13 protein-coding genes are annotated in these 14,690 nt (G+C 42.7%); 10 read left to right on the forward strand and 3 right to left on the reverse strand.

Translation table 11 applies throughout. The annotated features are described in order from the left end of the window. Positions 1-30: 30 nt before the first annotated feature. Genes CD004_RS10590 through CD004_RS10620 form a run of 7 tightly spaced genes read left to right on the forward strand, consistent with a single transcriptional unit; the run spans position 31 to position 7,761 of the window. Positions 31-1,836 carry an ABC transporter substrate-binding protein gene (locus CD004_RS10590; protein WP_102262728.1) on the forward strand — a complete coding sequence of 602 codons (1,806 nt, stop codon included), beginning with the start codon at positions 31-33 and terminating at the stop codon, positions 1,834-1,836. A gap of 59 nt (positions 1,837-1,895) precedes the next feature. Further along, positions 1,896-2,870 (forward strand): ABC transporter permease, encoded by a 975-nt coding sequence (locus CD004_RS10595; RefSeq protein ID WP_102262729.1) that lies wholly within the window; start codon positions 1,896-1,898, stop codon positions 2,868-2,870. Between the two features lie 10 nt (positions 2,871-2,880). Further along, positions 2,881-3,753: an ABC transporter permease gene (locus CD004_RS10600; protein WP_218973337.1), complete on the forward strand. Its 873-nt coding sequence runs from the start codon at positions 2,881-2,883 to the stop codon at positions 3,751-3,753. A 3-nt stretch (positions 3,754-3,756) separates the two neighbouring features. Further along, entirely contained in the window at positions 3,757-4,713 is a 957-nt protein-coding gene (locus CD004_RS10605; RefSeq protein WP_102262730.1) for an ABC transporter ATP-binding protein, read from the forward strand. A gap of 2 nt (positions 4,714-4,715) precedes the next feature. After that, positions 4,716-5,726, forward strand: coding sequence for an ABC transporter ATP-binding protein (locus CD004_RS10610; protein WP_102262731.1), 1,011 nt, complete (start codon positions 4,716-4,718; stop codon positions 5,724-5,726). Positions 5,727-5,730: 4 nt separating this feature from the next. Continuing rightward, entirely contained in the window at positions 5,731-6,909 is a 1,179-nt protein-coding gene (locus tag CD004_RS10615; protein ID WP_102262732.1) for a M20 family metallopeptidase, read from the forward strand. Positions 6,910-6,936: 27 nt separating this feature from the next. Next, entirely contained in the window at positions 6,937-7,761 is an 825-nt protein-coding gene (locus CD004_RS10620) for a creatininase family protein (protein ID WP_102262733.1), read from the forward strand. A 479-nt stretch (positions 7,762-8,240) separates the two neighbouring features. Here CD004_RS10620 and CD004_RS10625 read toward each other — a convergent pair whose 3' ends face one another. The 3 genes from CD004_RS10625 to CD004_RS10635 form a co-directional block, all read right to left on the reverse strand. Continuing rightward, positions 8,241-9,764, reverse strand: a complete 1,524-nt coding sequence (locus CD004_RS10625; protein WP_102262734.1) for a M20 family peptidase — start codon at positions 9,762-9,764, stop codon at positions 8,241-8,243. Positions 9,765-9,801: 37 nt separating this feature from the next. After that, entirely contained in the window at positions 9,802-11,073 is a 1,272-nt protein-coding gene (locus CD004_RS10630; RefSeq protein WP_102262735.1) for an MFS transporter, read from the reverse strand. Between the two features lie 290 nt (positions 11,074-11,363). Beyond that, complete coding sequence (locus CD004_RS10635; protein ID WP_102262736.1) at positions 11,364-12,671, reverse strand: alkaline phosphatase family protein; 1,308 nt, start codon at positions 12,669-12,671, stop codon at positions 11,364-11,366. A gap of 139 nt (positions 12,672-12,810) precedes the next feature. On the opposite strand from CD004_RS10635, the gene CD004_RS10640 reads away from it, so the two are divergent. From CD004_RS10640 to CD004_RS10650, 3 genes are read left to right on the forward strand one after another with little or no spacing between them, the layout of a single operon-like run. Next, a complete protein-coding gene (locus CD004_RS10640) occupies positions 12,811-13,446 on the forward strand; it encodes an HD domain-containing protein (RefSeq protein ID WP_102262737.1) in 636 nt (211 codons plus the stop codon). A 19-nt stretch (positions 13,447-13,465) separates the two neighbouring features. Then, on the forward strand, positions 13,466-14,257 hold the full coding sequence (locus tag CD004_RS10645; RefSeq protein WP_102262738.1) for a DUF4240 domain-containing protein: 792 nt from the start codon (positions 13,466-13,468) through the stop codon (positions 14,255-14,257). A 19-nt stretch (positions 14,258-14,276) separates the two neighbouring features. Further along, positions 14,277-14,651, forward strand: a complete 375-nt coding sequence (locus CD004_RS10650) for a VOC family protein (protein ID WP_102262739.1) — start codon at positions 14,277-14,279, stop codon at positions 14,649-14,651. The last annotated feature ends 39 nt before the right edge of the window (positions 14,652-14,690 follow it).

Below are 14,690 nucleotides of genomic sequence, written 5' to 3' on the forward strand. Positions count from 1 at the left end.
TTTCAAGAATCGTATAAAGGAGGAAATTTAATGTTAAAAAGAGGATTTAGTATCATGCTGATTTTCACCCTGATGTTGGGATTCATTGCTGTTCCGATGGATAAGCCGAATGCGGCAGAGCCTGTCACCTTGAAGGTTGGCTGGACAGCGGAGGCGGATAGCATCAGTCCTTTCATTGCCTACAGTATATCGGCCACAGAAATTTTCAAGTTAATTTATGATCCTTTAGTTGCTTTTGATAATGAACTGAACCCTGTGGGAAGGTTGGCGAAGAGCTGGCAAGTAAGTGATGATAATTTAACTTGGACATTCACATTACAAGAAGGAGTAAAGTGGCATGACGGAGAGGCATTCACAGCAAAGGATGTAAAATTCACATACGAATTACTTCAGGAAAGCGGGTTAGGTTTATACGCAGGTTCTCTTGATGGGGTCACCTCTATTGAAACACCGGATGATTTCACCGTAGTGATCAAAACCGATGAACCGAAAGCGAATATGCTTCAGATGACAACACCGATTTTACCGGAGCATATTTGGAAGGATATCAAGATGGAGGAATTAGAAACATGGCCAAATGAAAGCCCTGTTGGAACTGGAGCATTCAAATTCGTTGAAAATAAAGCCGGAGAGTACATCAAGCTCGAAAAAAATGATGATTACTTTTATAAGAAGGCAAACGTCGACAACTTGTTGCTCATTCTATATGCGAACACGGACACAATGGTCCAGTCATTGAAAATAGGTGAGATCGATGCTGCGATCAATCTTGGAGCACATCATGTAAAGATGCTTGAAAAAGAAGCTGATTTTGATGTTGTTTCAACAGCAACACACGGGTTTACAGAGTTATCGATCAATACCTGGAAGGACGCAAAATCCAAAGGTAACCCTTTGTTGAAAATCAAGGAAGTAAGACAGGCGATGAGCTATGCAATTGACAAAGAGAAGCTCATTAATATTGCCTATGGCGGCCAGGCAGCTGCGGGATCAACATTGATTCCTCCAAGCCTTGATTTTTGGCATTATAAACCGACAGATGAAGAGCTCCGTACCTATAACCCTGAAAAAGCAAAAGAATTGCTTGAGTCCGCCGGGTTCGCTGATCAGGACGGTAACGGAATCCGTGAAGACGAGGAAGGGAATGAGTTGAATTTCAGGTTCATGGTTAGGTCCGAAACATCGGAGGAAGTCCGAGCAGGCGAAATGATTGCATCCATGTTTGAGGAAGTTGGGATTGGAACGAAGGTTGAAGCAGTAGACGATGGGTTGTTGGGGGACCGCGTTTATGATAATGCTGACTTCGACTTGTTCATTTGGGGATGGGGGACAGATGCAGATCCGACAACCATTTTAAATGTGATGGCGTCCGATCAAATTGGCAGCTTAAGTGATTCCTATTATTCAAATGAAGAATACGATCAGCTGTTGGATCAGCAGGCAAAAATAATCGATCAAAATGAGAGGCAGAAAGTTGTCCATGAAATGCAAAAAATCCTTTATGATGAAGCGCCATATATCATTTTGCTATACGACAATGCCATCCAGGCAGTGAACAAAACTAAATGGGAAGGCTGGAAAAAGGTTGAAGGTGTGTACTTCTTTTCCTTTAACCATGAGAACTATCTTGATGTTAAACCAGTTACAGCAAAGGAAGAACCGGCTACAGACAGCGGTAAAAGTGATGCTAAAGGAAGTGCAGGAGAAGAAAAAGAAGAGAGCAATTCTAGTTCTGCACCAGTAATTCTAGCTGTTATTGCTGCAGCTGTCATTCTAATGGGAATCCTCATCTACCGTAAAAAGAAAAAAGGCATTTCAATCGATGACGATATGTAGGGTAAAAAAGGGCAGAGTACACTACTTTGCCCTTTATTACAAAATTGAAGGTGAACTCTATGGATAAAATGTATCTGGTAAAAAAACTATATCAAGCATTCGTTACGATCATACTTGTACTCATTATTAACTTTTTCTTGTTTCGCGTCATGCCTGGGAACCCTTTAAGCATGATCATGCGAAATCCAAATGCTTCAGCGGAGGCCATTGCAAAGGTAAAGCAGCTATTCGGTATTGACCAGCCGATTTATGTTCAGTTGTGGATTTATTTTAAACAGTTGGTCCAGGGTGATTTGGGATTGTCGTTTATGTATAAACAACCAGTCATTGATGTCATCGCTGAGAAGCTGATTCCAACATTGCTGCTCGTTGGTGTTTCGACAATCATCGCCATCATAGCAGGAGTGCTGATTGGTATATTTGCTGCTTCTCGTCAAGGAAAGAAAGTCGACGCTTTCTCCTTGGCATTTTCCTTAATAACTTATTCAATGCCAACGTTTTGGCTCGGTATCATGTTAATCATTTTTTTCAGCAGCACCCTGAACCTCTTCCCAACAAGCGGCATGGTAACGGCAGGAAAGGTTTTTGGAAATTCACTCGACCATGCAATCGATGTTTCGAAGCATTTAGTTCTGCCTGCTTTGACTTTGAGTCTTGTCTTAATCGGGCAGTTCGTGCTGATCATGCGAAATTCTCTGTTGGAAGTATTGACGGAAGATTATATTACGACTGCAAAAGCAAAAGGCTTTTCGGAAAAATTGATCATGAAGCGTCATGCATTGCCAAATGCAATGCTCCCGATGGTCACAATCATTGCAATCAATTTAGGCTTCATGATTGCTGGGGCAATCCAGATTGAAACTGTATTTTCATGGCCTGGATTGGGACGGTTAATGTATGAAGCACTGAATAACCGGGATTATCCATTATTGCAGGGTATTTTTCTGATTGTAAGCGTATGTGTCGTACTGGCCAACCTGTGTGCGGATATTATTTATGGATACCTTGATCCAAGAATAAATAAAAAAACCTAGGGTGAAGAAGATGGAACTGAAGAACTCGATAGCAATGAATAGATGGAAAGACTTATTAGAAATATTTCTTTCGAACAAGGCAGGACTTTTTGGCGCAGTCGTTCTCGGATTTTTCATCCTAATCGCCATATTTGGTCCGTTAATTTCCGACTATAATCCGAAAGAATACGGGATCGGAGAGGTGTTGAGCCCTCCGTCACTTGATAATCTATTGGGAACCGATGATTTAGGAAGGGACGTTCTTGGCGGTGTTATTCTTGGAGCACGGATCTCGATTACTGTAGGGGTGCTGTCCACCTTGATCTCAATGATAGTGGGGACAGTAGTTGGTATTGCATCAGGATTTTATGGTGGAAAAGCAGATACACTGCTGATGCGGATTACGGATGTTTTCCTGGTACTCCCGTGGCTGCCACTGGCACTTGTATTGACAGCTGTCCTGGGAGCGAATCTTTGGAATATCATCCTTGTGATTGGCTTGACAAGTTGGCCAGGTACGGCAAGGATAGTCCGTTCCCAAACACTTTCTGTAAAAGAAAGGCAGTTCATCCAGCGGGCTCGGTCAATAGGAGCGAGCAATCTTTATATTATGCGCAAGCATATCCTTCCGAACGTATTTCCATTGATTTTTGCGAACACGATCCTTGTTTCAGCGGTTGCGATTCTTTCTGAAACTACCTTGAGCTTTCTTGGAATGGGAGATACCACGGCCCCAAGTTGGGGAATGATGCTCCACTATGCTTTTGAGTCAGGCGCCGCAAGTCTTGGTGCATATTGGTACTTGATTGCTCCAGGTTTGTGTGTAGTCCTTGTCGTTCTAGGATTTACTTTTATTGGTTACGCAATGGATGAGGTTCTAAATCCAAAGCTGAAAAGGAGATAAAAAATGAGTCTTTTAGAAGTTAAAAACTTGAAGACATATTTCCATACAAAGGATGGGGTTGTAAAAGCAGTTGATGACGTCAGTTTTACACTCGAAGCAGGTGAGGCAATCGGTCTTGTAGGAGAGTCTGGCTGTGGCAAGACGACCACTGCGTTGTCGATCACAAGCCTTTTGCCAAAAGAAGGAAAAGTGGAAGGCGGCGAAATTCTTTTTGAAGGAAAAAATCTTCTTGACCTGAACGAAAACCAGATCAGGAGATACCGCTGGAATAAAATCTCGATAGCGTTTCAGGGGGCCATGAACGCGTTAAATCCTGTTAAGAGAATCGGTGAGCAAATTACCGAGGTTATGATGTATCATAATGCGCTAGATTATAAGAGTGCGAGGAAAAAAGCGAAAGAGCTGCTAGAATTGGTCGAAATCGATAGCAAGAGGATTGACCAATATCCTCACGAATTCAGCGGAGGGATGAAACAAAGGGTCATGATTGCAATGGCACTTGCATGCGAACCAAAGATATTAATCGGAGACGAGCCGACCACCGCACTTGATGTCATGGTGCAAGCCCAAATCCTCGAATTGTTGGAAAGACTGAGAGCAGAGCTGAAAATGTCTATGATCCTTATCACCCATGATCTCTCCGTCATGGCAGAAACATGTGACAAAGCGGCGGTAATGTATGCCGGTAAGATTGTTGAAACTGGGAATGTGGAAAACATCATGAATCATAGCTCACATCCATATACACAGAAACTTGTAAAAGCATTTCCGGATATCAATGGTGTTAAGGCAATGACCGAATCTATCCCAGGTGCACCACCAGATTTGAGCGCACCTCCAACAGGATGCTATTTTCACCCACGATGTGAATATGCCACTGACATCTGCAGACAAACAATTCCTCCATTGAAAAAACTAAACGAAGGTCACTATGCAGCCTGTCATTTAAGGGGGGATTGACGATGGAAAACTTAATCCAGACAAAGGATTTGCGTGTCAATTTCAATGTTCAAGGCGGGTTCCTAAAAGATCTTTTTTCAAAAGAAAAAAAGCAGGTCAGAGCTGTGGATGGAATTGATCTCGATATCAAAAAAGGGGAAATCCTTTCTCTTGTTGGTGAAAGCGGCAGCGGAAAAACGACAACAGGCAAAGCGATTTTACAGTTGTTGGACCAGATTGATGGTGAAATCACCTATAAAGGCCAAGCTATCAGTCATAGTGATCGAAATTTCATAAAGGAATTCCGTCGAAAAGCACAGATGATATTTCAGGATCCTTATGAATCTTTGAATTCAAAGTTCCTTGTTATCGATATCGTAGCCGAACCATTAGAAATTAATGGTCTAATTGAGAGCCAGGAGCGGAAAAAGGAGAAAGTGAAAGAAGCGCTGGAATGGGCAGGCTTGAAACCTGCGGAATCCTATTTCTATCGATACCCACATGAATTATCAGGGGGCCAGAGGCAGAGAGTAGCCATCGCCGCTGCACTAATTCTAAATCCTGAATTCATCGTTGCGGATGAACCTGTTTCGATGCTGGATGTTTCTGTCCGAGCAGATATTCTGCGAATTATGGTCAATCTTCGGGACCAAAAAGGAATATCTTATTTATTTATCACGCATGATATCTCTCTTGCCTGGTTAATTTCTGACCGGATAGCCATTATGTATTTGGGTAAAATTGTCGAGATCGGCGACGCGGATAAGGTCATTTCATCAAGCCTTCATCCTTATACAAAAGCCCTGATTAATGTTATGCCAAAGCCTAGAGTCGCTGGTCAAAAACAAAAAAGACAGGTGTTGAAAGGGGAAACACCTAATCCAGGCAATATCCCAAAAGGTTGCAGATTCCATACAAGATGTCCGTTTGCCGAAGAGAGATGCAAAAAGGAAGAACCTCCGTTAATTCAATACCGTGAAGATCATCTTGCAGCGTGTCATTTTGCTGAAGTCCTGTCGGAAGGAGTTGTATAAGTAGATGAATCAATTCATGATTGATTCCGCAATAGAAAATGAAAAAGAAGACTTGATCGCGCTGAGCAAATACATTCAGCAGAACCCTGAGCTTGGAGGGCAGGAATATAAGTCTTCAAAAGCTTTATGCGACTATCTCGAGAAGCATGGATTTGATGTACAAAGAGGCATTGGGGAACTTGAGACCGCGTTCGTTGCCCATTTTAAAAAGGGGGAGGGCGGAATCCACGTTGCATTCTGCTCTGAATATGATGCTTTACCGGATATTGGCCATGCTTGCGGACATAATCTTATTGGTGTTGCCAGTGTTGCAGCAGGGCTTGCTCTCTCCAAGCTAAATGAAGATATTCCTTTTGAAGTGTCCGTCATCGGAACACCAGATGAGGAAAATGTTGGCGGGAAGATCGATTTAATCAATGAAGGAGTATTTGAAAATGTTGACTTGGCGATGATGTTCCATCCTGGTTATTCAACGATCATTGATGTGAAGTCGCTGGCTTTCCATAGTTATGAATTTATTTTTCACGGCAAGAATGCCCATGCTGCATCTGAACCATGGCAAGGAAAAAATGCTCTTGATGGTGTAATCCAGACATTCAATGGGGTCAATGCTTTAAGACAGCATGTGAAGCCAGATGTGAGAATACATGGAATCATCAAAGAAGGCGGGAAAGCAACGAATATTATTCCTCATCTAGCTATAGCGGAATTTTGCATCCGCTCAACCGATAATGTCTATTTAGATGAAGTTGTTGAACAGGTCATCAATTGTGCAAAGGGTGCAGCTTTGATGACAGGAACAGTGCTTGAAATTAAAGAAGTAGGACATCCATATGACGCGATGGTCAGCAATCAGACATTAGTAGGATTATATGAAGAGAGTTTACAAGAATTCAATTATGTTGACCCGTCACAGTTCCAGGAAGGAATGGGTTCGATTGATATGGGCAATGTCAGCCGCGTAGTCCCGGCGATCCATCCGGTTTTATCCTTGACAGACCAGCTCGTTCCAGGGCATACAAAAGAGTTTGCCGATTTGTGCAATTCGGACAGAGCCTATGAAACGATGCTGCTGGCTGGAAAAACAATGGCCTATACCTGTTTAAAGGTGATAATAAACCGAGACCTACAACAAAAAGTAAAAGAGGAGTTCAAACAGTCATTTGGAGCTGTCAACGGATAGATTAATGCAGAAAGAAGGTTTTATATCTTGGAGAAAAAATACCTTTTTGGTGAAATGACCTGGCCTGAAGTGAAAGAAGCTGTCAAAGAGGACCGAGTGGCAGTGGTGCCTGTTGCAATGATTGAAGAACACGGTCACCATTTGCCAGTTGACACAGATTTAGTATTGGCAGCTGAGATTTGCAACCGGGCAGGAGCAACATCACCAGACGATATGGTCATCATCCCGGCAATTAATCATGGCTATGCGCCCCACCAGATGGACTTCCCAGGCGTTATTTCAATCAGCAGCGACACCTTTATCAATTATGTGGTCGATGTGTGCAACAGCCTCGCGCATCAGGGTTTCAAAAAAATATTGCTAATGAACGGCCATGGCAGCAATGTATCTTTGCTAAAAGTGGCTGCGAGACAAACGATGCTAAAGTATCCCGAAGTCCAGTGCACGTCAATCTCGCATTGGGACTTTGAACAAGTTGTCCAATTAACCTCGGAGATTCGCAGCTCTGAAAGCCCTGGCGGCATCAACCATGCCTGTGAACTCGAAACTTCCATGTATCTAGCAATTAAAGAAGACTTAGTCCAAATGGACAAAGCGGTAAGAGATCTGGATAAATACCAAATGTCAAAATACTTTTGGCTTGACCTGGTTGGCAGCGGGGAAGGAAGGCCGGTTGTCATGGTCCCTTATTGGAGCTCGATATCCGAAACCGGCACACTTGGGGACCCAACCGAAGCAACCAGGGAGAAAGGGGAAAGACTACTTAACGCAGCAGTAACTGGACTGGTTGAGTTCGTCCGAATTTTTAGAGAGAGGGAACCCAATAACCCGCGAATCAACCATCATTTATAAAAGTAAATTAGGGAAGAAGCGAAGTTATTAAACTTTGTTTCTTTTTTTTCTGGGGGTAGTTTTGTCTTGGAGAAGATTCTGGAAATTTACCACCCAAGAGAATGAAAAAATATGGACCTTAAAACTAATTTAACAACGATAATTAGGTATTAACAGATTGAAAATTTGGAGCTCAAGACTTACGATTCCGCAGTACGGACCAAATGCCTAATGAAACTAATATGACAATTATTACTTTAATAAAAGAAATCTGCTCAATTAAAGGGGTATGGGTGGTGGGTTTTGCCGAAAAAAATGACCATCACACATGTTCGGAATAAGTGAATGTCGATACAGTAAGCCAGAAGACAATAAAAACTAAGATCGATGACCAGTATAGTTTCATCTGTTTCAACTCCTAAAAAGCAATTGCCAGAATAGAAAGTTCTGGAATGGTGACTGTGATATATATTCTAAATGGTTGAGCGAGCATTATTTAACTAAAATAACACTCCGCCCAATCCATTGAAAATCCTACTCTCCTTATCCGCTTCTCTAATAACTTCCATATAAAAACTGATCGCCTTCAGATAGTTATCAATACTTATATGCTCATTTGTACCATGCATGCGGTTCAGGTCTTCAGAAGTCAACTGGACAGGGAGGAATCTATAGGTGTTTTCGGCGATACTGTCGTAATGCTTTGCATCAGATCCTGCGAACATCAGATAGGGTGCGATGACTGCTTCATCAAAGACATTTATCGCACTTTGCTGGATTGTTTTGAAATGCCAGCTGTCGACGTCAGAGACACCAGAAGCCTCAGAGCCTTCAATTTTCACTTTGATTGCATCATCGTCAATCGTTTCTTCTATATATTCCTTCACCTTCTCTAACGAATCACCAGGCATCAGGCGGAGGTTGATGATAGCCGAAGCTCTTTCTGGAAGGGCGTTATACTGCTCGCCTGCATGGAAGATCGTTGGTGCAATCGTCGTCCTGATCAGCGCAGATGATGCAGGCTGCTGCAGGAGGATTTTTTCGATAACCGGTTCGAAAATGAACTTGTTGGCAAAGACATATTTCATGGCAAAGCTCATTTCAGGAGCGACAAACTCAAATAGATCCTCACCAGGTCCTTTCAGATCGGCGGGGAACTGGGTTTCTTCCAGCTTGGCGATCGCGCTTGATATTCTGCCGATATTGGTACGGTCTTTTGGCTGTGAGGAATGGCCGCCGCTTCCTTCGATCGACAGCTCTGCAGTCGCAGAACCCTTTTCAGAAACACCTACAACGCCGACGGGTTTATTGACACCCGGAACCATGTTCTCCACGATTGCTCCTCCTTCATCTAAAACGAAATCAAACTTGATGCCTCGTTCATTAAGGGTGCTTACAATCATTGCGGCTCCTTCATCCCCACCGATTTCTTCATCATGTCCGAACATGAGATAGATATCGCGAGAAGGCTTATAATTTTCTTTGAGCAGGTGTTCTGTAGCTTCAAGAATACCAATCACACCGATTTTGTCATCCAGTGTACCCCGTCCCCAAATCTTACCGTCTGCGATTCTCCCGCTGAAAGGGTCTTGCTCCCAGTTTTCCTCCGTACCCTCAAGGACAGGGACGACATCGTAATGACTTGTCAATCCAATCGGCAGCTTCGTAGAGTCTGATCCTTTCCATATATAGACAAGCGCATGACCATTCACTTTTTCAAGCTCAAGCTCTTCGTGAACGATAGGAAAGCTCTCTTTTAAAAAGGAAATGAAACGGTCGAATTCATTCAGGTCCATTTTGCTGCGGTCCTGATAGGAAATAGTCTTAAACTGAATTGCCTTTGAAAGGGTATTGATCGCATAGTCTTCCTTGATAGTACCATTATAGTAATCCGGTGATGGCTGACGGGATTCCAATGTGAGGGTATTGAACATGGTGACAATGATGAAAACGAGGAGCAGGCTGCCAATGATCATTAGGAAAGCTTTAGTTTTTTCATAGATCTCTAGAAAACCTCCATTCATTTTTCAAAAAAACCTCTGGTTTCCCAGAGGCTTTTGTTTAAACAATTTCAGGTGCTTGAGGCTGTTGTTCTGGTTCTGGAACAAAGGCGAGAATGACCATCCCAATAACGAATAGGATGACGAGGCTGAAAACTCCCATGCTCGAATTGCCAGTTAGCTGTGCTGTAAGACCGACCATAAGCGGCCCCATGATTGAAGCGAACTTTCCAAAGATGTTGTAGAAGCCGAAAAACTCATTTGCATTCGCTTTCGGAACCAATTTTGCAAAATAAGATCGGCTTAACGCCTGGATACCGCCCTGGGACGTAGCAACAAGCATTGCCAGGATCCAGAAGTCAGTCGTTGTTTCCAGGAAGTATGCGTAAATACAGACAAAGATATAAACGGTAATTCCGACATAAAGCATTTTTTTGCCGGTAAAACGCTCGGATAATTTTCCAAATAAGATCGCGAACGGCCAGGCGACTACCTGGGTAGCAAAAAGGATAATCAATAGGTTAGTAGAGCTGATGCCTAAATCGGTTCCATAGGCTGTAGACATCGTGATGATCGTTCCAACACCGTCAATGTAAAAGAAATAAGCTAATAAAAATAAAAATAATGCCCTGTATTTGCGGATTTCCTTAAAGGTTTTTCCTAAACGTCTAAAGCTTTGCAGCACCAGTTGAGGTTCGCGCTCGATGTAATGCTTTTGGTGTACATTTTTAAACATAGGGATGGAGAAAAGTCCCCACCAGATTGCGGTAATGATAAAAGCTGTCTGACTTGCCAGAGTCATAGAAATTGGCAAGACTTTTGTCTGGGCTAAAATAATGATTGCGATACTGATGATGAATGGAATCGTACTCCCGATGTAACCCATCCCGTATCCGCGCGCAGACACTCTGTCCATCCGTTTATCCGTCGTTACATCAACGATAAAGGCATCATAGAAAACATTGGAACCTGTCGATCCGAGCACGGCTAGGGTGTAGACGACAAGCAGCATCAGCCAGTTTCCACTCGGCACGAAGGCAAGACCAGCTGTAAAGGTAATCCCTAGCGTAAAGAAAATGGTGAAGAATCGTTTCTTCATTCCTTGATAGTCCGCTATGGTTCCAAGAATCGGACCAATCAATGCCAATATGAAGGTGGCGATCGCAATCGTATAACCCAAATAGGCAGTTGAATTGGAAAGGCTAATACCAGCCTCAGTTGCGGAAGCTTTATAAAAAAGCGGGAACACAGCCGTCGAAATGATAATCGAATAAGCCGAGCTGGCCCAGTCATAACGAATCCAGCTGCTCTCTTCCTTCGTAAAACCTTTCATCCTTTTGCCCCCAATAAGATTGTATTTTTGTCTATTAAGTTGAACTATACTAATCAACGTTTATAAAAGTGCCCCACCAGAGATAAACATGCTGCAACCGGAGATAAATATGTCACAACCGGTAATAAAATTGCTGCAACCGGAGATAAATGTGTCACAACCGGTAATAAAACTTCTCTCAACCTAAAAATAAAACTATCCAAGCGAGTAAAACTTCCTTAAACGTAGATAGATCTTCCAACAGGTAATATAATTCGCTTCGAGTCCTTCAAAGACCTTCTTTCCTAGTGCTAAATATCCAGAATCCCTTCGAGAATGGAGCCATCTGTATCGCCGAGGTCAAGGCCAAGCAGTCGAGCAAAGGTTGGGCCTTCGTCTACAAGGTGCATAGACTTGATGGAGATTCCTGGACGAATGCCTTTTCCAGCTACGAAGAAAACAGTGTGATAACCTTCTTTTTCAGGGGAGTATCCATGACAGGCAAAAGTGTACTTTTTCGTCCTGGCATCCTGTTCGGTCACTTCTTCAATATAGTTACCGTCTACTGCCTCGCTGAAGTAATATCCTCTGGCAGCTTCCAGCATCCTGAAGGCTGTTCCATCCGCTCCTTTTGCGTTTGCTTCAGCACCAGTGATTGCTGCTTCAATGCCATTGCTTTCATCCTGTAAAAGATCAGCTAATATATCTGTAACTAGATTTTTCGCAGCATCATCGTTTTGATTTTTTAAATAGATATAGGCTGAACCGTCACAACTCTTGCAATAAGCTTTCCAATCGGTCACTTTGCCCGCAGAGTTCGTTTGGATGAGTCCTCGTTCTTTAAATAATACGTTCAATTTCACCACTTTAGACTCATCAAGTGCACTGTGGTCACCAAGAATGGCAAGTGTTGAATTTTCAGCGATGCCAGCCTCTTTGAGTGCTTCCATGATTCTTCCAAGTCTCTCATCATGGCGGTGAAGGGCAGCTATAGCTTCTTCTGATGAAAATCCCTGCATATGGCGCTGGGAGTCGAGATCGACGAAGTGGATCAGCATCAACTCCGGCTTCCTCGTTTTTATTGTTTCAACTGTTGCTTCCAAAACGAAGTCATCGAGCTCTGGCTGGCTCAGGCCATTTCTGATATGCCCGAATTTCGAGTTCATTTCTAGCTGGTATCGAGGACTCCCATTGGAAAGCGAAACAGGAATCTGGTGGTGCCAGGGCCTGTTCGCAAAAATTTCAGGCATGTTGTAGTCAATATCGGCTTTTGCGGTTACTGGCCATAATAGAGCGGCAGTTTTCATCCCAGCCTTTTTTGCCTCATCGTAGAGGGTTGTCCCTTTAACATGGCTGCGGTGCCAATACCAGTCTGGTGAGATTCTGCCAGGCTGGACAAATGTATTGTTGACAATACCGTGCCGATTAGGGAAATTACCGGTCACGATTGTCGCATGGCAAGGGTATGTAACAGAAGGATAGATCGTTTCCACCTGTGTACAGAAAGAACTATTTTCTATAAAAGTCTTAAAATTTGGCATCTCCCTGAGCAAGGGAACATCATGCTCAGAAAGACAGTCAAAGGAAATGACGATTAAGTGGTCTGTCAGTTTGGTCATGTCAGCCTCCAAAAGGTTTATATACTAAATATAGCAGAATATTTTGGAGAAAATAATCAAGTTTGCCATTTTCCTAAGGAAGGATTTATTGATCCATTAAAGAAGTAATAAGTATCTGGAAAACTGGAGGCAGATAAAGATGGATTTAATAGATAAAGCATTGCAAATTGCTTCAATGGCACATGAAGGGCAATATCGTAAAAATACAAAAATCCCGTATATTGCCCACCCCGTGGCAGTGGGGATGATTTTGCAAAAAGCGGGATACAGCGAGGAAATGGTAGCGGCCGGAATTCTTCAATACACAGTAGAAGATACGGATATAACAATGGAAGATGTCAAGCGGGAGTTTGGAACTGAGGTAGCAAGAATTGTTGAAGGATGCTCAGAGCCGGACAAATCTCTTTCCTGGGAAGAGAGAAAAGAGCACACGATTGAGTTTTTGAAAACTGCTTCAGAAGAAATCCGCGTGGTGGCTTGTGCGGACAAACTCCATAATGTCAGATCCATTCGCGAGGACGTCGAACAATCAGGCGAGAAAGTTTGGAGCAGGTTCAGACGCGGAAAAAAGGAGCAAGAGTGGTATTACAGAAATGTGGTGGAAAGCCTGGGGTATGCCACAAGCTTTCCGCTGTTGGAAGAGCTCGTAAAGGAAATAGAATGTTTATTTGAAAAAGAAGAATTCAGTTACAACGAATCCGATTTTTCTATAACAGAGGATGCTGGTTTGGACAAAGACGACATCCTGGACAGGAAACATCCTAATTGGAAATAAGACAACAGGAGTGTGAACGGTGGAGACAACGCTCATTTATAAAGATGGTTCTTCCAATAAATTTTGGAAAATTAATGTGGCCGGAAATAGTTATAGTATTACCTATGGCAAAATAGGAACAGTAGGCGCGGTAAAAGTGAAAAATTTTGATTCTGAAGAAGCTTGTCAAAAGGATGCTGACAAATTGATTAAATCGAAATTGAAGAAAGGTTACACTCCGGCAAACCCCGTCGATAAGGTAATGAAGGAAAGCTCGATGTCTGAAATCGTATTTTGGGAGATTCTTAAGACTGCCAGGCAAAAAGGGGAAGACCCTGAGGAACAAATCGAGTGGCTGGTTAGCCATTTATCGAAGAAACCCGTCAAAGATATTGTGATGTTTGATTACTTTTTCAATCAGAATTATCTGAAGTCATACACTTCTGACTTGTGGGCAGCGGCCTATATCATCATGGGAGGAGCCTCGGATGATTCCTTTGATTATTTTAGGGCCTGGCTGCTTTTTCAGGGAAAGGAAACATACGAAGAAGCCATCAATGATCCCGAGATGACCATTCCCCATTTAAAAGTCCTGGAGGAGGAAGAGGATGTCCCACAACTCGAGGACTTGTTGAGTGCAGCAAGTATTGCTTATGAAGAGAAGACAGGGTTGGACTACGACGATTACTTTGATTTATATGTAAAACTGACCGGAGACCAAACGATTCCACCTGATATTGAATTCGACTGGGATGAAGATGATGAAGAAAGTTTGAAAAAGAAGTTTCCTGCCTTATGGGAAAGGTATGGAGACAACCCATTGGATTATTAACTTTTTAGGAGGAGAAATTATGAAATCACCACTTTACAATAAAGTAAACAATGTTTTTATCCACGTGAGCAACTTGAAAAAATCTGCAGAATGGTACTATAATCTGCTGGGGATACCATTTGATGCCGAAAAGGTGGAATCACCGGTCCATAACATCCCGGTTACATCTGAAACAGGATTAACCCTTGACGATCACACCTTCGACCCAGGTTTTAATTTGAAGCCTTCCGACCATGTGTTGTTTAACATTCTGGTAGATGATGTTGATGAAGCTTATAGCTTTGTTAAGTCAAATGGAACTACAATCACTAAAGAAATTGAACGAATTGGCGATTTTGCCTACTTCAACTTCCAGGATCCTGATGGGAATGTCTTGATGATTTGCAACTGTTAAGGTGTAATGGTGCCCTTGTAACGGAGAAATTGGCTCTAA

This window comes from Mesobacillus jeotgali, assembly GCF_002874535.1.
In the GTDB taxonomy this organism is placed as follows: Bacteria; Bacillota; Bacilli; order Bacillales; family Cytobacillaceae; genus Mesobacillus; species Mesobacillus jeotgali.